The organism is Marinobacterium litorale DSM 23545 (assembly GCF_000428985.1).
Lineage (GTDB): Bacteria > Pseudomonadota > Gammaproteobacteria > Pseudomonadales > Balneatricaceae > Marinobacterium_D > Marinobacterium_D litorale.
On record NZ_AUAZ01000019.1, the window covers coordinates 24,975 to 45,299 of the forward strand.

Annotated in this window: 17 protein-coding genes; 4 read left to right on the forward strand and 13 right to left on the reverse strand. The window is 52.8% G+C overall.

The genetic code is table 11. The features are described from left to right. Positions 1 to 282: 282 nt before the first annotated feature. From G403_RS24995 to trpB, 8 genes are all read right to left on the reverse strand, one after another. A complete protein-coding gene (locus G403_RS24995) occupies positions 283 to 1,344 on the reverse strand; it encodes an oxidoreductase (RefSeq protein ID WP_169719909.1) in 1,062 nt (353 codons plus the stop codon). Beyond that, positions 1,331 to 1,687, reverse strand: coding sequence for a hypothetical protein (locus G403_RS23415; RefSeq protein ID WP_051299048.1), 357 nt, complete (start codon positions 1,685 to 1,687; stop codon positions 1,331 to 1,333). Before G403_RS23415 ends, G403_RS24995 begins: the two co-directional genes overlap by 14 nt. Beyond that, the gene (locus tag G403_RS0114100; protein ID WP_169719910.1) at positions 1,684 to 2,502 is read right to left on the reverse strand and encodes a dCTP deaminase; all 819 of its coding nucleotides are present in this window, start codon (positions 2,500 to 2,502) and stop codon (positions 1,684 to 1,686) included. Before G403_RS0114100 ends, G403_RS23415 begins: the two co-directional genes overlap by 4 nt. Positions 2,503 to 2,526: 24 nt before the next feature. After that, positions 2,527 to 3,291, reverse strand: coding sequence for a dTMP kinase (gene tmk, locus G403_RS23420; protein WP_051299050.1), 765 nt, complete (start codon positions 3,289 to 3,291; stop codon positions 2,527 to 2,529). Between the two features lie 535 nt (positions 3,292 to 3,826). Further along, entirely contained in the window at positions 3,827 to 4,423 is a 597-nt protein-coding gene (locus tag G403_RS0114110) for a YitT family protein (RefSeq protein WP_027854554.1), read from the reverse strand. Positions 4,424 to 4,684: 261 nt separating this feature from the next. Further along, positions 4,685 to 6,238, reverse strand: a complete 1,554-nt coding sequence (locus G403_RS24580) for a GGDEF domain-containing protein (RefSeq protein ID WP_051299052.1) — start codon at positions 6,236 to 6,238, stop codon at positions 4,685 to 4,687. Continuing rightward, positions 6,238 to 7,158: a phosphate/phosphite/phosphonate ABC transporter substrate-binding protein gene (locus G403_RS0114120; RefSeq protein ID WP_027854555.1), complete on the reverse strand. Its 921-nt coding sequence runs from the start codon at positions 7,156 to 7,158 to the stop codon at positions 6,238 to 6,240. The genes G403_RS24580 and G403_RS0114120 overlap by 1 nt, the downstream gene beginning before the upstream one ends. Positions 7,159 to 7,280: 122 nt before the next feature. Continuing rightward, entirely contained in the window at positions 7,281 to 8,477 is a 1,197-nt protein-coding gene (trpB, locus tag G403_RS0114125) for a tryptophan synthase subunit beta (protein ID WP_027854556.1), read from the reverse strand. 275 nt (positions 8,478 to 8,752) lie between these two features. Between trpB and G403_RS23430 the strand changes: the two genes are divergently transcribed. Continuing rightward, the gene (locus G403_RS23430; protein WP_051299053.1) at positions 8,753 to 11,545 is read left to right on the forward strand and encodes a bifunctional diguanylate cyclase/phosphodiesterase; all 2,793 of its coding nucleotides are present in this window, start codon (positions 8,753 to 8,755) and stop codon (positions 11,543 to 11,545) included. A 241-nt stretch (positions 11,546 to 11,786) separates the two neighbouring features. After that, on the forward strand, positions 11,787 to 12,227 hold the full coding sequence (locus G403_RS0114135; RefSeq protein ID WP_027854557.1) for a host attachment protein: 441 nt from the start codon (positions 11,787 to 11,789) through the stop codon (positions 12,225 to 12,227). Here the strand turns inward: G403_RS0114135 and G403_RS0114140 are convergent. Then, positions 12,221 to 12,883, reverse strand: a complete 663-nt coding sequence (locus G403_RS0114140) for a hypothetical protein (RefSeq protein ID WP_027854558.1) — start codon at positions 12,881 to 12,883, stop codon at positions 12,221 to 12,223. The two genes, G403_RS0114135 and G403_RS0114140, sit on opposite strands and share 7 nt — an antisense overlap. Positions 12,884 to 13,091: 208 nt before the next feature. Between G403_RS0114140 and G403_RS24585 the strand changes: the two genes are divergently transcribed. Both G403_RS24585 and G403_RS0114150 read left to right on the forward strand, forming a co-directional pair. After that, positions 13,092 to 14,504 (forward strand): GGDEF domain-containing protein, encoded by a 1,413-nt coding sequence (locus G403_RS24585; RefSeq protein WP_051299056.1) that lies wholly within the window; start codon positions 13,092 to 13,094, stop codon positions 14,502 to 14,504. Continuing rightward, positions 14,479 to 15,987 (forward strand): ABC transporter substrate-binding protein, encoded by a 1,509-nt coding sequence (locus G403_RS0114150; protein WP_051299057.1) that lies wholly within the window; start codon positions 14,479 to 14,481, stop codon positions 15,985 to 15,987. Before G403_RS24585 ends, G403_RS0114150 begins: the two co-directional genes overlap by 26 nt. A 56-nt stretch (positions 15,988 to 16,043) precedes the next feature. Here G403_RS0114150 and G403_RS0114155 read toward each other — a convergent pair whose 3' ends face one another. The 4 genes from G403_RS0114155 to G403_RS0114170 form a co-directional block, all read right to left on the reverse strand. Then, positions 16,044 to 17,360 carry a DEAD/DEAH box helicase gene (locus G403_RS0114155; protein ID WP_051299058.1) on the reverse strand — a complete coding sequence of 439 codons (1,317 nt, stop codon included), beginning with the start codon at positions 17,358 to 17,360 and terminating at the stop codon, positions 16,044 to 16,046. A 10-nt stretch (positions 17,361 to 17,370) separates the two neighbouring features. Next, a complete protein-coding gene (locus G403_RS0114160; RefSeq protein WP_027854561.1) occupies positions 17,371 to 18,957 on the reverse strand; it encodes an ABC-F family ATPase in 1,587 nt (528 codons plus the stop codon). Between the two features lie 161 nt (positions 18,958 to 19,118). Next, complete coding sequence (locus G403_RS0114165; protein WP_036233910.1) at positions 19,119 to 19,541, reverse strand: YbaN family protein; 423 nt, start codon at positions 19,539 to 19,541, stop codon at positions 19,119 to 19,121. Between the two features lie 98 nt (positions 19,542 to 19,639). Further along, positions 19,640 to 20,317: a hypothetical protein gene (locus G403_RS0114170; RefSeq protein ID WP_027854563.1), complete on the reverse strand. Its 678-nt coding sequence runs from the start codon at positions 20,315 to 20,317 to the stop codon at positions 19,640 to 19,642. Positions 20,318 to 20,325: the final 8 nt, after the last annotated feature.

Genomic DNA, 20,325 nt, shown 5'->3' on the forward strand with positions numbered 1-20,325 from the left:
GTGCCTCAGGCGAGCTAACGGTCGCACAGCGGTGAAAAAAGCAGTCATAAAAAAGGCAGCCTCTGGGGCGGCCTTGCCTAGACATGTTCAGCGCTAATGTTAAAAAGGGGCCAACGCCCCTTTTTAACGAATAATAAACTCGCTGTATGAAAAACACGTAATAGGAGGCTCCTCTAAATATCGTATCTCATACGCACAGTTAAAAAATCATTAATATTTTTAATAAGAAGACATTTAAAACATCCAATCCACCATAAGACTGCAAATAAGACATAAAACACTCTATATGTCATCATTAATTTTGCAGAATATATGCTTATAGCCTCTAGTATAGTAATGACAAAGCCCCGACCAAACACAGTGTTTAATATCGTTTTCGCGTTGCGCCAAAGATTTCTCGACAAAATAAGGATCTGCCACTAGCGGCCTCCCTATACCAAAAACAATATTAGAAGGTTTTTGTTCAAGATCTTTCAAGTTCCTTATATTGCCCGAAACACTAACTAGAGCCTTTCTAAGCTGCCCCGCAAGCTCTTCACAATACTGAAGATAAACATTCAAGCCATCCCGACGACCAGGATAAATTAAATTCTTTGATAAGTCATAAAATCCTGCAGACAAGCTAACAATATCGTAACCATAGCTCTCTAGTAGCTTAATCTGCTTTATTTTAATATTCCACTCATTCAATGGGTCCCTACTCAAACCTTCAAAACATGACACTCTAATATCCAATATAGAGTCAGGACAGTATTTTCTAATATTAGCAAGTAAGTCGCACACCCCACCGATGTTATCAATATTATACTTGTCACTTCTATTATTTAACATAGGATTCATCAAGCAAGACAAGAAGTAACCGTGAGCTGCATGTATTTGAAGAACCTCGAATCCATACTCTGAAGCTAAAATAGCCGCTTTCAAAAAGGATTCAAATATCAAATCAATTTCATGAGTACTCAAAGAAGCAATGAAGTTTCGGTAAAGATGAACCTTACCAACCGAATTATTGTCACGCCACTTTCTATTAGCTGGGATATTGAAAAATCGACAAGAAATTTGAATCCCCGGCAGGGACCCATTACTGCTTATAGCACTTGTTAGTTCGTTCCAACCTGGCTCATTTTGTCTTAAAATTAAAGTACTTTCATTTGTACAGAATGCGCTATCTATCGCCACATTTCCAACATAGCTAATCGCTATATTTTTTCCTGAACGGTCACTATGAAATCTAATTAAACGTCCTGTAGGTGCTCCATTATTTCCGAAGCCTGTATTAATTGGAGCGAGTGAAAATCTACTATTCGTTAAAAACTCTTTTTTTGAAAAATCAATTTCTTTCAAACTTATAAAACCGTTTTTTATTGGCACTTAATTTTTTCAAGTACTCTTCTTCTATATTTAGTCCCGTATGTGTAGCTATTCTCATAACATATATGAAAATATCTATTATCTCTTCATGTAAATGAGCCATATTTTTTAAAATAAAGTCATCAACTTCGTTTTCATCGTCCCTTAAAAGAGCTGCCTTTTTAATTATATTTGAGAACTCTCCAAGTTCACCTACAATTCCAACAATATCCCTTGAAACCCAGTCGACAAGCTCAATATTTGACGAGCTTTCTAGGCTCCATCCATGGCTTTTGTCGAATTCATGCTGTAAGTTGACGATATCGTTAATATTCATTTTTTCCTATTACCTATCGCCGTAATTAAAAAAGTAGCTAGCGAAACAATTATATTACTTGCGACTCCAAATAATATCGTAATTCCAGTGTCGACTTTATCACCTTGCGCTAGGCTAGAAATAAGAAGTATCATAGCAATAAAAAAAAGACAGGCCGCAACTATTGTCGATCGAAAATAAACAAATAGCTTTCGATATATAGCTGCCATATCTTTTCCATAGCTCACTTCAATTTCTTGCGCTTTATTCCTGATTCTTGAGTCTTTTCTTATTTCATCTTCAGTTAGTAGCATATTCGTTGGAATTGGCCAAATCTCCGTTTGGTATCCATGCTGTCCATGATACGTATTATCAACTGGAGTTTTCAACTTCGAGAATTCAATCTTAGCTATTCGTTCACCAGGAAATATCTTGATATAGTCGTGCGATGAATTATAGAATACTATACCAAGATTCCCATGAAACCCAGGGTCTGCATACGTATTAACGGGTAACAAGCCTATAGAAAAAAGCTTCCCCTTACTAAGTATTCTTCCCAGCATATCACGATCAAGATTAATTACCTCCTTGGTTATAACTACAATATTTTGCTTTGGCTTTATTAATATATAACCATTATTTTCAACAAGACTTCTAGGAGGGCTTTTCACATCACTAAGTTCGTAATATATATTACTAGCTGTCAATTCATAGCAGCACTGCTTAATATTTCTTTCATCATAATTTTCTACAATTAAACGATTACTACTGCAGAGCCTCTTTATTTCTGTATCCGAAATAGTCCCCACATCAAAAAATTCATTTTTATCAATCATTGACATTTATAGAGAAAAATTAGTTTACGGTTTGTGATATTTTAGAGCTGGATATTTTTTCGGTTTTTCAAGCCCCAAAAGCATAGATTCTCTTATATTAGCCCACTCACACGTTCCAGACATTCTATACCCACAACCGAGAACATCATCACAGCCATAATCCTTAAAACAAAATTTATCTTTCAGAACAGTATCTATCAAAATATTTACAATTGAATAGTGGATATCCATTATCGTAAGAGATGAATCAATTTCGTATAAAGTTTTATCCACATGACACAACCATTCGTAAATTTCTCTTACCTTAACTAACTCATTAAAGTCTTCAAATTTATTTGGCAAGCCATCTCTATTCTTAATTCGATCCTGAGATATCAGTGGATTAACATCAAGAATAAAAGAAATATCCGGAAGGAGAGCTGCGGACATTACAGTATCTCTAAGCTTTTCTTTATCCTCTCCGCGCGCGCCCTGATAGCAAATAGTCGAATAGTAATAGCGATCAAGGATTACGACATTGCCCGCCTCAAGTGCCGGAGTCACAATTTCTTCCAAGTGCTCTTTACGATCCAAAATAAAGTACTGGAGCTCTTTAGCAATGGGCATTCTTTCTATTTTTGCTGACTCTCGAATAACCTTGCCCCATTGCCCGTCCGTCGGCTCTTTAGATGTTGTGACCCCGAGACCTACCTTCCGTAGCAAATCAGCCAGTAAGGTCACTTGCGTTGTTTTCCCCGCACCATCTATGCCATCAAAAACTACTAAGATGCCTTTAGTGTCTCTAGGCATGGGGGTCTCCATAATTAATTTCTGTTAAAAGGTTTATTCTAGAGTTAGCAAATATCTAAAGTGACGATAGCGCTACTTGACCACTCAGTGCGACGGCGGTAATCATCCACAGAGCATGCTCATTAGATGAGCGCTACGCTCAGCCTGCGAATGATACCACGTGGCCAAAGATAAAAAACCCGGTGAGTTTTTCAATCAGTCCGTATCTGACATGTTTTCAACACGCCCCACTAAAAAAAACAAACAAATCGTTATATTTCAACAACTTACACAACAACCATGAAGCGCCTTCAATTTTCTTCACCTCAGCGTAGTGCTTTTGAAAATACAGACATCAAGCCCAAGCAGCCCGAGCAGAAGCCAGACCCAAACTTAAACCCCTGAACATACGCTCTGCGCTTTGCCACACCCCGTAAACTATAATTGCAGCTCTACACGCGAATACGAAACCCAGACCCCGAAGTCATCTTATTTTGTCAGTGCCCAAGCAGGACACAGGCTGCCTTTTATGTTTTTTTCCTTCCTTCAACAAACCTTAACTCGCCTGAGGTACCCGAGCCCAGGCGGGTGGTCGGTGGTAGCGGCCCATCACGGAACTGAGCGCCAGAAACGCCAGCAACGCATAGGCGATCTGTTCCGGCGTAAACACCAGACAGGCCAGAGACAGAATCAGGATGTCACAGGCCAGAGTTGTCTTGCCCGCATGAATATCAAAACGGCGCTCCAGGTACATGGCCAGAATATTGATGCCACCCAGTGACGCCTGATGACGGAACAGAATAATCAGCCCGAAGCCTACCAGGAGACCACCCAGGATAGCCGCCAAGGCTGGCTGGACCACGGTAAAGTCGAGCCAACGACGCATCAACTCCGAGAGCAACGCCAGCAGACTCACGGCGGTGAAGGTTCTCAGTGTGAAAGACCATCCCATATAACGGATAGCCAGCAGATAAAACGGCAGGTTCAAAATAAAGAACAGCTGACCAAAGGTCAGACCGGTAACGTGCTGCAGCGTCAAACCGAGCCCGGCAGTGCCGCTGATCAACAGGTTGGATGAGTTGAGCAGATGGATGCCCAGCGCTACGAGCAGACAGCCTTCCAGAATGGAAAGCCAACGGTGTGTGGTGACCATACAAACGACTCCCTCCGCTTTTGGCGGTTCGAACCGAAAAAATCTGATTACAGGGTCTTGTGGACCCTATCCATGGGGAGTCAGACGATGGGTAGATCGCAGCTCCCGGCGCAGAACTAGTCTGCGGGAAGCATTATGCACTCGGTGTGCCACCATTACACATTTATTTTTCAATCGCTTATAAAACAACACCGGAGAAGCCGAACCACGAGCGTGCACTTACTGCACCACCACAGGGCCCCCATACCCCGAGCTGATGACCTAGTCGGTAGACGGAATTTCAGTGGACTGTATGGTCGCTTCGCTCCACTCAACCCGGTTCCGGCCGCGTGCCTTTGCTTGATAAAGGGCTCTATCGGTTCGGTTTAACAACTGCTCTACCGACTCCTCCGGGCACCACTGAGCGACGCCAATACTGAGGGTACCGACACAGCCTCCGGCAGCAATCGTTTTAAGCTCAGGCTGCCTGTTCTCATCCACCAGCCTGCGCAGTTTTTCAGCCAATGCCAGCGCGTCCTCAAGGACAAGCTCCGTCGATAAAACAAGGAACTCCTCACCGCCCCAACGAGCAATCACATCACGGTGTCCACAGGTCTTCTCAAACTCGGACGCCACGCGCCTCAGGTGCGCATCCCCTTCAGCATGACCCAGCCGGTCGTTAATCAATTTGAACTCATCCAAATCCACCAGCAGCACGCTGAGTTGGCCGCCATGGCGCTGAATCCGTGCCATCTCGGTCTGCAAAACACTTTCTGCGAAACGGCGGTTTTTCAAACCGGTCAATTGATCGGTGACCGCGAGCGTCTCGAGCTCTCCCATCTGCAGCTCCAGAATCTGAGTCATATCAGCAACGGCACCGGCCACACGACGCACCTCTTCCGGCGCCCTCTGAAAATCGGAACGCAGTGTCGTACGCAGCTCACGTAAATTGCTGTCACCCAGACTCAGCAGCTGCAAGCGATCTACCAACCCGGTGTAGGGACGCAGATAGCGCCTCAAAATCATCATAAGCAGCAGGGGCAGTACGACCAGCAGCCCGGCAAACAGCAGCAGGAACTGACCGGCCAGGCTATCCACGGAGTGCATCCCACGATCCTGATGCAGCAGAATCCGGGCACCCTGGATTGGCAGTCCATCACCACTGCCGGCAACAGTCATCGGAATTTCCCTGCGAATACCCGGGCTATCAGCGTTCTCAGCCAACAACGACGTAAAGCGCTCGCTGTCCACTTTGAGCTCAAGATCAGCGCCGGTACCCAACACAAGCTCCTGCAGCCGCTGCGGCGTGACTTTTACAAAGGTCACTACCAGGCCGATGGGTATCTCTCGATACAGAAGCACAGGCCGGGCAATCTGGTGGTAGAGTCCGTCACTTTCCCGAAACAGGCCGGCTACGCGTTCACCGGCCTGCACGCCACCCTCCAACAACAACCTGACGGCGTCACTCCCGAGTTGATCACCGAAACGGTAGCGGTCATCGGAACGACTCAGCACGCGCCCCTCTAAATCCAGGTAGATGATGCGATCAATCTGCAGGGGCTCATACTGCTGTCCCAGCGCATACAGGGTCTGAACATCATTACTTTCCACAGCACGAGCGGCTTCGCTGCTCTGTGCCAGAATTCGACTTGCCGCCTCGATGTGGTGAAGCAGCGTATCAAGGCGTCCCTGCACCACCTGCTCAAGCAGCTCGTCTTCGTGCTGGACCTGTTCTCGCTGCCTGTCAACAGCGCCGTTCAGCAACCAAAGGCCGATCAGCAGAACACCGACCAGAGGCACAACGGCCGTTAACATCACCTGCCGCACCAGCTTCATCAGTGCGCCGCTCGCAAACGAACACCGGCCAAGGCCTCCAAAAGCGGTCGATAGAAGTCCGCAGAACGTTGCTCAAATCCGGCAGCGGGCCAATTCAAATGATCACGAATCGACCGGTTGACCGGATGATCATCCGCACCGATCGACAACAATGCCTGACGAACCTGTTCCACCCGTTTCTCCGACAGGGAGGGAGCGGCAACAAAGGCGTCCAGCGGGATCGGATCGGACCAGGTCAATACCCGGAACGTCCCCGGGTGCTCAGCCACGGCGTTGTAGTAGGTCCCATCGGAAACGGCCCCGGCATGGATAGAACCGGCCAAGAGTGCCTCAACCACCCCCAGATGGGTCCCCAGGAAGTACGTCTCACTGAAAAAATCTTCCGGCACAATCTGCTGTTGAGCAAGCATCATTCGCGGATAGGCATGTCCGGAGGTGGAGTCTGGATCGGTGAAACCAAAGCGCGTGCCCTTAAGCGCTTCCAGCGTCTGATAGGGCGCGCTTTGCAACGTAATGATCGCCGCACGATAAAAGGCCTGAAGCTCTCCGCTCTCCTTCGAGCGTTCCCGATAGGTTGCGATATACGTTGGCGGCACCGGATCCTCGAGGGTATTCACGTAATTGGCCGAACCGATCCAGGCCAGGTCAATGGTGCCGTTATTAAGACGATCCGCCAGCTCACCGTAGTCTCGGGTCACCACCAGACGTATCGGTGTTTCGAGACGTTGCTCGAGGTACATGGCCAAGGGGGTAAACGCCGAGTGGATGCGCTTGGCATCACCAAAGGGGTAGGTTGCTAGGATAAGCCCCTGATCATTTTGATGATCGGCAAGCGCCTGCGGGCTCCACACAAGCAGGATAGACAGCAACACAGCAACAAACGTGAATTGGCCTATGTGGCCTGAACGGCTCCACCCCATACCGCAGACCTCCGGGTGTTTCTCGACGAATTACCTTCAGTTTAAAGCGTTGCCAGCAACAAGAAAACATTAAGGCGGGGTGCAAGATCAGCCCTCCCTGGCCGATCAGCGGCGGGATTCGTTTAATTTTCGAAGCCAAAGGTTTCCGAGACGTAATCGATATCCTTATCGCCACGGCCGGACAGATTGATCAGAATCGTCTCGCCCGGATTCTCTCGGCCATGCTTCATCGCCCAGGCGACGGCATGGGCACTCTCCAACGCCGGGATAATTCCTTCCATGCGAGAAAGCTTGTAGAAGGCATCCAGGGTTTCATCATCACTGATGGCATGGTAAATCACCTTGCCAGCTGTCTTCAGGAAGGAGTGTTCGGGCCCCACGCCTGGATAATCAAGCCCGGACGCGATGGAGTGCACGGGTGCCGGATTCCCCTCTTCATCGGTCAACAACAGGCATTTAAAGCCATGAATCATGCCCGGCTTACCGAATGTCATGGTCGCAGAATGTTCACCAAGCTTCGTTCCTTTCCCGAGTGGCTCGACCCCGTTCAGGCAGACGCCCTCATCATCCAGGAAGGCGCTGAACAACCCCAATGCATTGGAACCGCCGCCAACACAGGCACCCACCTGATCCGGCAGTTCGCCCACCAGCTCAATAAACTGCTCTTTGGCTTCCAGCCCAATCACAGACTGAAAATCCCGGACCATCATCGGAAACGGATGCGGGCCCACCACAGAACCGATGGCAAAAAGTGCAGTGTCAGCCTGCCCCAGGTATGACTGGAACGCTGAATCCACCGCCTCTTTCAGACTACGGCCGCCAAAACCAACCGGCACCACTTCAGCCCCCAGCAACTTCATCCGGGTCACGTTGGGCGACTCCTTGGCGATATCGATCTCGCCCATATGGATTTCGCACTCCATGCCAAAGTAAGCTGCGGCGGTCGCAAGCGCGACGCCATGCTGACCTGCACCGGTTTCGGCAATCAGCTTACGTTTACCCATATGCTTGGCCAGCAACGCTTCAGCCATACAGTGATTGAGCTTGTGTGCGCCGGAGTGGTTCAAATCCTCGCGCTTAAGGTAGATATGTGCGCCCACCTCCCGACTCAGGTTATGCGCGTAATAAACGGGTGTGGGCCGGCCCTGATAGTGTTTACGGATGTAACGCAGCTCGTTGAGAAAATCGGCCGAACGCCCCAGCGCGAGATAAGCACTGTTGATCTCTGCAAAATGGGGCTCGAGTTCCGGTGGCAGGAACGCGCCCCCAAAGTCACCGAAATACCCTTCGCGGTTGGGGTATTGTTTCAGATAACCCATGTCAAGGTCCTTGTTATTGTGGGTGGAGAAACCTGTGCACTGATAAGAAGCACGTTTACGACAATAAATTCAATCGGATGGAGAGACAACAGGCGTAATAGGCCTGGCTCGACCGATTGATCAGAAAATGATACACAGGCACAAAGTCCTGACAAAGATTGCGTACATTGACTTTAGTCAAACTCCTATTTAAAACTAAGCGAAAACAACAAGGATCGGACTTACGGTGGCAGCAATACCCATCTGTTCGGTAACTAAACAGGGAAGGAGGCAAGGTGACGCTTGCTGAACAGCCGTTCCACCTGCTGAGTAACCAGAGTCCGGATGCGATATTCCTGACCCGGGAAGGACGGCTCAACTACCTTAACGACATGGCCGGCTCCCTCGTAGGCGCGAACCAGGCAATTGACTTGGTTGGCCAGCCTTTTGCCGCCCGTCTGCTGCCGCCTGTCCACAACCTGGGCTCACTGCTGCTCCAACCGGAACCCGGTTCACAATGCTACTGCTCGCTTAATCTGCAGCGAATGGACGGCAGTTCTGTCTGGGTGGAAGCAACGGTGATCTGTTTTACCGACAACGCCTCCAGTGCGGTTTTGATCGTCGCACAGCCCGCTGTAACCGCAGCACAACGCCCAACCGCTGAAAACCAGCTGACCAATGCGCTGGCGCTCAATAAAACCATTCTGGAAGCCTCCAGTTCAGCCATCATCGCGTTCCGCCAGGATGGGCAATGTGTTCTGGCCAACCCCGCTGCATCGCGACTGACCGGCGGCTCCCACGAAGAACTCCTGCGTCAAAACTTTCGCGAGCTCGAATCCTGGCGCCGCGCCGGCCTGCTCAAGGCCGCAGAGCGAGTGCTGCAGGCCGGGACCACGGAAACCCTGGAACGAAAATTCATCTCCACGTTCGGCCGGGAGCTCTGGGCTGAGTTACAGATGTCGAAGTTCGAGATGGACGGCACGGATCATCTGCTGCTGACCATGCACGACATCACCGAGAAACGCCGTGCTCAGGAAACGCTGGCGAACCGTGAGCTGGCCTTTCGGACCCTGACAGAACACCTTCCCGATAATATCCTGCGCTATGCCGCCGATGGGCGGGTGTTGTTTGCCAACCCAACCATGGAGCGAACCCTGGGGCTCCCCCTGGCGCGTATCATCGGACGCCGGCTCAGCGAGTTCAAACATGATGCCAACTGTCACAAGGTCGAGTCAGCGGTCTCCGAGGTCGCTTCAAGCGGAACGCCCCAGGAACTCGAGCTGGTGATTTACAGCCCTGAGGGCGAATCCCGATACCACCATATCAAACTGGTCCCGGAACCCGGCCCCGACGGCCAGGCAGTCAGTGTTCTGGCAGTGGGACACGACCTGACCGAGCTGAAGGTGGCCGCGGAGGAGGTTCGGCTTTTTGCATCGGTTTTTCGCAGTTCAGCAGAGGGCGTACTGATCACCGACTCGCGCGGGACAATTATCTCCGTTAACCCCGCTTTCACTCAGATCACCGGCTACAGTGCCGACGAAGCGCTGGGCAATACACCCAGAATGCTACGCTCCGACCGCCAGCCGCCCGAGTTCTATACCGCGATGTGGGAGCAGATACATCGCGAGGGTCAGTGGCAGGGCGAAATCTGGAATCGTCGCAAGGATGGAGAGGCGTTTCTTGAGTGGTTGACCATCAACCGGATCGATGGTGAAGATGGGCGTCCGGTCCGTTACGCGGCGGTATTCCACGATATCACCGAGTTGCGGCTGAAAGATGAGCATATAGAACATCTGGCGTTCCACGATGCGCTGACCGGCCTTCCCAACCGTGAACTCTTGCTGGAGCGCATCCATCAGGCCGTAAAGCATTCACGCGCCAAGCAAAATCGGTTCTCTGTCACGTTTATCGACCTGGACCGCTTTAAAGGGGTAAACGATGCCCTGGGACATGATATCGGTGACTGTTTGCTGCAGATTATCGGGGAGCGCATCAAACGTCGGTTACGCAAGATCGACACAGTAGCCCGGGTCGGCGGTGACGAATTCGTTGTTCTGATGGAGAACCTGAACTCGCCACGCCAGTGTGCATCCATGGCACAAATCCTGTTGGATGACATTGCCCGTCCCATCGAGTTGCCGGGTTATAAACTGGAAATCAGCGCATCCATGGGGATGGGGTTCTTTCCCGAAGATGGGGATGAATCGATCGAGTTGATGAAACGGGCGGATATGGCGATGTACGCCGCCAAGGCAGCTGGCGGCAACACCTACCGTTTTTTCCGGGATGAAATGCTCGAGCGTACATCGCATCGGCTCAACATGGAGATGGACCTGCGCCGGGCCACGGTCCAGAACGAACTGGAGCTGTTCTACCAACCCAAAATCGCTTTTGCAGACAGTTCGGTGGTTGGCGTCGAGGCCCTCGTTCGCTGGCGCCATCCGGAGAAGGGGATGCAGTCACCGGGCGAGTTTATTCCTTTAGCCGAAGAGAGCACGCTGATCTGCGATATCGGTGCCTGGGTGATCAACGAAGCCTGCCAACAGGTCGCCCGCTGGCGCCGTCAGGGATTGAACCTGCCGATCGCGATTAACATTTCCGCCCGGCAGCTGGAAACTCAGGACCTCCTCACCCGAATCCGTAACCTGACCAAACTGCACGAAGTACCTATTTCACAGATTGAGCTTGAGCTCACCGAAAGTGTCATCATGGAGGATCCGGAAACCGTATCCGTTTTCCTCAGACAGTGCCGGGAGGCCGGCATGCGCGTGGCCGTCGATGATTTCGGGACAGGATATTCCAGCCTCGCCTATCTGAGACGCCTGCCCCTGGATGTCCTTAAAATTGACCGTTCATTTGTACTCGATGCGGTTGATGACGAAGAGGATGCCCAGATCGTTAAAACGATCCTGGCGCTGGGCCAATCGCTCAAGCTGGAGGTTGTTGCCGAAGGTATAGAAACCGAAGCCCAGGCCGCACTCCTGCGCCGTTACGGCTGTGATATTGCCCAGGGATATTTACACGCCCGCCCCATGCCTGCCACTGAGTTCGAACACTGGATCAAAACTTACCAGTCCAGTCTCTCGTAACTCTCCTATCCAGTTGAAATAGCTGTTTTTTCGCCTACCTTTTTGAAGAGCTGCAGAGGCTGAGACGGCCTGGGCAGGCAAGACGTGAAATATGAACGATACTTGAACAAGCTGCAGGCCTCACAGTACATCTTCCACACGGCTTCAGCTTAAAAGGCCCCTGACCAACAGGGAGTCCCATTGGATAGACGGCAGGCCCATTAGTCCGCCGTGCCCCGATCGACCAACCAAGAGGTGAAATATGCCTAACTGGATTGTTGTTGCCGATGCGTCCAAAGCGATTATCTACGCCCAGGACAAACCCCGAGCTGATCTTGAAGAGGTCATGGATCTGGTCCATCCCGAAGCTCGCACGCCCGAGCAATCGCTCGCCAGTGATGCACCCGGAATGCAAACCAACGCCGGCGGATCAGGGGCCCACGGCATGACGGAAAAGGTTACCCCCAGAGAACATGAAGATAGACGTTTCGCCAAGGATATTGTTGCTCGGGTCAGGCACGCACTCGATACCAATGAGATAACCGGTTTCTATATGGCAGCGCCCCCTCATTTTCTGGGCCTGCTCAGGGACAACCTCGATAGCCATCTGCGTAAAGCGTTACGTAGCGATACAGCCAAAAACCTGACCGGTGCCGATAGAAAAGAGATCATCGCAACCTTCGCATTCCCCACAATTCAATAGAACAGGCCGGTGCCGTGACGAAACGGCACCGGCCCTACCGGGCGTACCAACCCCAACGACCCCCACCGCATGTCAGCTTCATCGATCCAGTATCCGGGTACCAGCGGCTCACCGAGGTGTTCTTCACTCACGGGCGCGCTGTTCAGGCTCACCCGAAAATGCCCCTCACACCCCACCCTGGAGTTTCCGGGCGCAAAAAACACACCCCCTTCTCCCAGCCCGGTATCCGCATGCAGTACACCACTGATTGTCATCCGTGGCTGGGTTTCCAGCATCATGACGCCACCATACACCCAGGTTTCCCCCTCAAAGGCAACCTGTGCCTGAAAGCGCCCCGCTCCATCAATGGCGGCTTCGACCCGAAGCGGCTTTTCCCGGCCCAGCTCAGCCTCCAGCACCTGATCACGTACCTGGAAGCGAATCCGGTCAGCATAGGCATTACACTCCACCCAGACAGGCCCTCCCATCCGGGTCCATGTATAACGGGTCAACGCCTGACTGCGTACCATTCCGTTCCACTCCCCGCTGAGTGTGCCAACCGAGACCACGGGTTCATACCAGTACTTCGGCGCCGAACAGGCAGCCAGCACAACCGCCACAGAAAAAAGACTGACGCCTTTCCAGGCTCGGTTTATCCGCGTGCTTAAATTAGGCATCTGAATCTCCTTGAACCTGACACGAGAGCCTGGCCGTTGGCTTGAATAAAGTTGACTATCGTGCACTCCACAAACCGGTTATGTTTTCTCTATTGCGGCCGATAATCTCAGTCTAGTGCGAGCCCCTTGGAAATGCTTGCAAGGAAGCCTGATATATAAGATTGTTTGAATATGGAAACAAAAACTACATTTACAGGGATCGCCTGAGATGCAACGTCGCTTCGGTGCAGGGCTAACCGCCAGAACCGTCGGGGTCACATCGGTGATTGCTGTGGTCGTCGTTGGGCTAACGCTGCTGACTGCTCGAACGGTAGGCAGCCTTCACACGTTGGTGGAGGATATGGCCAGCGCCGAGATGGAAAACCTGATGACATCGGTTCGCCTGGTCCAGCAGACCGAGTCACTGATCAGTCTCGGAATGATGCTGGCTGCCGCTGAAAACCATACCGAGCGGCGCACAGCCATGGTTGAGCTCACCGATCGCACAACCTGGATCAATAAGCTCACCAAGAACCTGTTAAAGCAGGATGATAGCCGAGTACTCGTCAGCCGGGTCGAGAACACCCAATCTCAGCTTGTGACCAACATCGATCTGTTGAACCGACTGATCCGAAAGCGAATAGACGGTGAAGCCGCTCCCGAGGATATGCGCCTGATCCGCACACTCGCTGACGTCAACCGTGAACTGGCCGGACGTCTCTCGGTACTGATGGGCTACTACTCGGCAAGTATGCGCAGCCAGATGGTTGAGCGCAGCAACCAGCTCAACGACGAAATTGAGGAACATCAGCGTAACCTGATTCTACTGACAGCAGTACTGCTGCTCACGGCCCTGGCCACCGGATTTACCTTCGAAATGACTGTGGTACGACGTATCAGGCGCATTCAGTCGGCGGTGGACGCAGACAACGTCGAACCTGAACAGGTTGAGCAAAAAGGGCAGGATGAGATCGCCCAACTGTCCCGCACCCTGGCCGGCTACATCCGACGGATTCGAGAACAGGAAAGCAAAATGCAGCGCATCAATGGTGAGCTCGCCTTTCTTGCCGAACACGACCCGCTCACCGGGCTAGCCAACCGTCGTCACTTTTATGCAGCGGCCGATCGCCTGATTCGAAATAGTTCGACCCCCTTGTGTGTCGCACTGGGCGATATCGATCATTTCAAAGAGATCAACGACCGCTATGGTCATGCGGTCGGTGACCGTGTTCTGGCCGAAGCCGCCACCCGCCTGAAAAGCGGACTGAGAGAAAGCGATATCCTGGCCCGTGTCGGCGGTGAAGAGTTCGCTGCCATCTTGCCGATGCGCTCACGGGACGACTGTCTCCACCTGTTTGATCAGATCCGTCAGTCCGTTGCCGCTTATCGGTTTGAGCCGAAACCGGGCCATACACTGACCATGACTATCAGCTTTGGAGTGACCTTCCTCGAGGATACAAGCGTGGCAACCAGCGAAGAAGAAGCGGAAAACGGCCTGCTCAGTCAAGCGCTTGGCGCCGCCGATCAAGCCTTGTACCGCGCCAAGCATCTGGGCAGAAACCGCGTTGTCTGCGACCAGCTGGAACCCTATTCTTACGACCGAACGGGACTGACGAATGCGAATGATGATGCCAAGGAATAATGCACCGGCCTGCCGTAGGCCGTTCCATCTGTTTGTGCTCATCGCCCTGTTTCTGCTCGCACTCCCGGCCTGGGCGCGCCTCGATATCCGAGTGGGTATGCAGCTTGAGCCGCCCACCCTCGACCCCACTCAAACCGCGGCTGCCGCCGCCGGTGAAATTACCTACTGCAACCTGTTTGAAGGCCTGACGGTGATCGACGGTGACGGCCAGCTAACGCCACGTCTGGCCAAAACCTGGAGCGTTTCTGATGATGGACTGACCTACACCTTTTCCCTGCGCAAGGACGTACGCTTTCACGACGGTAAACGTTTTAATGCACGCAGTGCGGCCTTTTCCATCAAACGGATTGTGAGCGCCGACTCAAAGAACCCGCAACGCAAGTGGTTTGAAAAAATCCGTTCGGTAGAAGCAACCTCCGAGCATGTACTGCAGATCCACCTGAACCACCCCGACTCACTGCTGACGTTCGCACTGGCGCTGCCGGCTGCCGTCATGGTCCACCCGGATAGTGTGGCTGGCAACGCGACGCACCCCATCGGCACGGGGCCGTACCGTCTTGCCGAGTGGCTACCGGGCCAGAAGCTCAAGCTCAAGCGAAATGCCGATTACTGGGGGGAAAAGCCCTACCTGGAACAGGCCGAGTTCTATTTTATGCAAACCACGGCGGGCACAGAGAACATGCTCGCCGAAGGGATGGTGGACGGGCTGGTGAGTGTGACACGGGTTACCAATCGATTTGGAGGAAGGCCTGACTACAAAATGAGCAACCGCCAGCTCGAAAGTAAAATGCTGCTGGCAATCAACAATGGACGTCCCCCGTTTGATGATATTCGGGTTCGCCGGGCACTCTCCCATGCCATCAACAAAAACGAACTTCGTACGATGTATGGCGCTCAGTTCAATCCCGACTTGATCGGCAGTCATTTCCCACCCTCCCACCCGGCTTATGTGGATCTGGTCGACCGCTACCCCTACGACCCCAAGCGGGCCCGCGAGCTTCTGCGGGAAGCGGGGGTCGATAAAGGAACCCCGGTCAAACTCACCGTTCCTCCCACTGATTACGGCCGCTACGGCGGTCTGATGCTGGCCGAGGATCTGGAAGCGATCGGATTCAAGGTCGAGCTGGACCCGGTGGACTGGAAAACCTGGATGCAGTCGGTGTTTACAGACAAGGATTATGCCCTGACGCTGATCATCCATGTGGAACCCATGGATCTCAATATCTACGCCCGGGACAACTACTACTTCAATTACGCTAACGACGCTTTCAAGGCGATCTGGAAACAGGTGCTGGATGCCCGCACCGACAAAGAGCTGAACCACTGGCTGGGCGAAGCCCAAAAACAGATCGCTGAAGATGCGGTCAATGTCTTTCTGTTTATTCGCCCGGAGCGCAACCTGATGCACAAGGACCTGCAGGGGTTATGGGAAAACAGCTCAATCCCATCGTTTGTGCTTGAAGATATCCACTGGACACACTGAGCGCGATTCACCGGCCTCCCGGACTCCACTCTCCACCACTATCCGTCGGCCAGCGATCACTTGGAAAACAGGGATCGCCTGCCCGCCGAACGCGAAGGGGGCGCACCGGCTTCAATGTCTGTGCGCAAAGCCGTGGACTTCTGTGAGGCACTGGATTTAGCCGACTTGGGTTTCGGCCGCTTGTCCGATCTGGGTTTTGTTTTAACGGCAAGCGCCTTCCCATCAATCAACTGACCGTTTTCGATCCTTGGTACCGGCTGAAGCTGCAACGGGGTTCCGATCAAATCGGATATTGCGGTTAGAAACCGGCGCTCCTCCGGCGCAACCAGCGAAACCGCCAGACCTTTCTGGCCGGCTCGTCCCGTTCGGCCGATGCGGTGAATATAGTCCTGTGGCTGATTGGGCAGATCATAGTTCACCACCTGCGGTAACGTATCGATATCCAGCCCCCGGGCCGCCACATCAGTCGCCACCAACACCTGTAGCCCGCCTTCAGCAAAGCGATTCAGGGTCGCGATTCGCTCACGCTGTGGTTTGTCGCCATGAATCGCCTGCGCCTCGATCCCTTCCTGCTGAAGACGGGCACTGAGCTCATCGGCACGACGCTTGGTGCGCGTAAATACCAGGGTCCGCTGCCAGTTGGCCTCCTTGATCAGGTACGCCAGGATCTCTGCCTTGTCGGCATTATCAACCGCGTAAGCCCGTTGTTTTACCGAGGTCGCTGTTGCGTTGCGTCTGCTCACTTGGACCCGCTTAGGGTTGACCAGAAGCGCGTCGGCCAGTGCTTCGATGCTGTCATCCAGCGTTGCCGAGAACAGCAGCGTCTGCTTTTCTGACGGCATATATGACAACAGCGCCTTGATCTCATTGATAAAGCCGAGATCCAGCATCCGATCGGCTTCATCAAACACAAGCATCTCGAGTGCATCCAACGACAGCTTTTTCTGCTTAAGCATATCCAGCAAACGACCGGGCGTAGCCACCAGAATATCGGCACCGCGCTTCATCTTACGGATCTGGTTGTCGAAGCGCACACCGCCATAGATGGCTATCACACGCATCCCGAGCAAACGACCATACTCCAGCGTATTCTCACCGACCTGTATCGCCAGCTCGCGGGTGGGCACAAGAACCAGCCCACGGATTGCGTGATACTCATGACAGCCCGGCTGCTTGCTCAGCCGCTCGATCATCGGTAAAGCGAAGCTCGCCGTTTTCCCGGTACCGGTTTGTGCTTCGGCAATGACATCATGCCCGCCAAGCACCAGAGGGATCGCCTGAGACTGTATCGGCGTGGGCACTGCGTAGCCAAGCGCCTCCAGGGTCGCGTTGAGCTCCGGGCAGAGTTGCAGGTCGGCAAAGCTAGCAGTCACCGGATTCTCCTCACTGCGCCTGAGAGCGCAGGTACTCTTCGTAGTCACCGTGGAAATCGACCACGCCATTGGGCGTCAGCTCGATGATCCGCGTCGCCAGCGAGGAGACAAACTCACGGTCATGACTGACAAACAACAATGTGCCGGGGTAGTTTTCCAACGCCAGGTTGAGCGATTCGATCGATTCCATATCCAGGTGGTTGGTGGGCTCATCCAGCAGCATGATATTGGGCTGCTGCAGGATCAGCTTGCCGAAGATCATACGGCCCTGTTCACCACCAGAGATCACTTTCACCGATTTACCAATCTCTTTCTGCGAAAACAGGAGACGCCCCAGCGTGCCGCGGATCACCTGCTCATCATCACCCTCTTTACCCCAGTAGGACATCCAGTCGTAGAGGTTTTTGTCCTCTTCAAACTCATGCGCGTGATCCTGGGCATAGTAACCCAGCTCGGCATTTTCCGACCATTTCACGCTGCCGGCATCCGGCTCCAGATCACCCACCAAACACTTCAGCAGTGTGGATTTACCGATACCGTTGGGGCCTATAATCGCGATCCGCTCACCCACATTCACATGCAGGTTCAGCCCCTCGAATACCTTCTCATCAAAGGACTTGGCCAGCTCCTCCACTTCCAGCGCAGTCCTGTGCAGTTTTTTCGCCTGCTCGAAACGGATAAACGGGTTCTGGCGGCTGGAGGGTTTCACCTCTTCCAGTTGGATCTTGTCGATCTGCTTCAGACGCGAAGTTGCCTGACGCGACTTGGAGGCGTTGGCGGAGAAGCGGCTGACAAACTGCTTAAGATCAGCAATCTGAGCCTTCTTCTTGGCGTTATCGGAGAGCATTTTCTCCCGTGCCTGGGTCGACGCGGTCATGTACTCATCGTAGTTACCCGGATAGACGCGCAGCTCACCGTAGTCGATATCGGCCATGTGGGTGCAGACCGAGTTCAGAAAGTGACGGTCGTGCGAGATGATCACCATGGTGCAGGTACGCTGACTCAGCACACCTTCAAGCCAGCGGATGGTATTGATATCCAGGTTGTTGGTGGGCTCGTCCAGCAGCAGAATATCGGGGTCGGAGAACAGCGCCTGCGCCAGCAGCACTCGCAGTTTCCAGCCAGGGGCAATCTCACTCATCGGGCCATAGTGCTGCTCCACCGGGATTTCAAGACCCAACAGGAGTTCGCCGGCACGAGAGTCGGCGGTATAGCCATCCATCTCGGCAAACTCCGCTTCCAGCTCGCCGGCGCGGATACCATCCGCTTCGCTCATCTCCGCCTTGGCGTAAATCGCATCGCGCTCGGACTTCACCGCCCAGAGCTCTTCGTGCCCCATGATGACAGTATCGATGACGCTGTATCCTTCGTAGGCAAACTGATCCTGGCGCAGTTTACCGAGGCGCTCATTCGGATCGGTGGAGACATTGCCGCTACTGGGCTCCAAGTCACCGCCTAGAATCTTCATGAAGGTGGATTTACCGCAACCGTTGGCGCCGATCAGGCCGTAGCGGTTGCCATCGCCAAATTTAACGGAAACGTTTTCAAACAGCGGCTTAGCGCCAAACTGCATGGTGATATTGGCAGTGGTCAGCAATGGATACACCTGGAACAATAAGAGATGGGTGAAACAGCAACAGATCGGCCTTTTTAACAACTCGGCCGGTGAGGCTTGATAGGCGCGGTATTATGCCACAGACAACCCCGGCTGCCCAAAAGAACCCGGGCGAACGTGGCGCTATGACCGTAGAAAGAAAATTAGATTCCTGAGTCCCGGTGATGCTCCGGTATCTGCTCAGGTCGTGACCAAACCACGACCGCACCAACCGCCAGCGCCGACAGAATCAGCATCAGTATCAGGGGGTGGCGAATCACGTAAATCACAATCAGCAAAGCGACGAGCATACCGATCGATGCGACCACCTTGGAGCGGCGATCGATGACACCGCCACGCTCCCAATTGTGCAAGATCGGGCCAAAGGTGGCGTGGGATATCAACCAGCGCCGCAGCCGAGGCGAGCTGCGTGATGCGCTCCAGGCGGCAATCAATACAAACACGGTGGTGGGCAGGCCCGGCAACAGAACGCCAAGCATCGCCAGACCGATGGCAATCCAGGTCACTGCCAACCAGAACCAGCGCATCGAAGCATACTCTGCGGTGTCCGTCTGTCCGGTTTTCATAGGGCCCCCACTCGACTACTTCCTGAAGTATAGATAATGGGGGCTCACCAGGTCCCTGTGAAATGAATATTCTTTTCCTTTGATATAGCTCAAGACAATCAGAGCTCATCACAATGTCGCGGCACCCAATCGACGGCGCCGGCTTGTTTAGCGTTGGGTTTAAAGCAGAAATCCATTGTAAACGATTGCTCGCAACGCTTAACGACCCAGTGCTCCTCCCAGACACCTTTCGCGACCTGCCCGGCCAACTCGCGATCAGCCGGTTCCCGGGAGACCCGGGTATCGGCAACCGCCACCTGACGACAGTCACCCTGCGCTTCAGTTAGCTGAGCAGAACGTACGGCAACAGCCTCCTTCAACAGATCGCCCAACAACAAAGGACCCACTCGGCTCTCGCCCGGCACCTGGGGTTGAACCTGAATCCGTCCATCCTTAGCTACCACTAGAACGTTATAGATCGCCTGCTCACCACATCGCTCAAGTGCAAACCGCTGTCGCCAAATCCCACGAACGGGCTCTACCTGCCCATCCTCGAACAGAGGCGTATCAAGAACGGCAAAGCGGGTTGGTTCGACCTTATATTGAGTCTCACAGCGAGTCTGACGCTCCAGAATATCTCGATCCCAATACAGCCCCAGCTCAAACAACCGATCCAGATAAGCTTTACTGGTCAGGTAACGCTCAAAGGCGTCACTGTTTGGGGCCGCCGCGTTCACGCTGCCCACCAAACAAACCATCAGGGCACCAGCCGCCAGCTGACTGTGATAACGTCGCATAGAGTCTC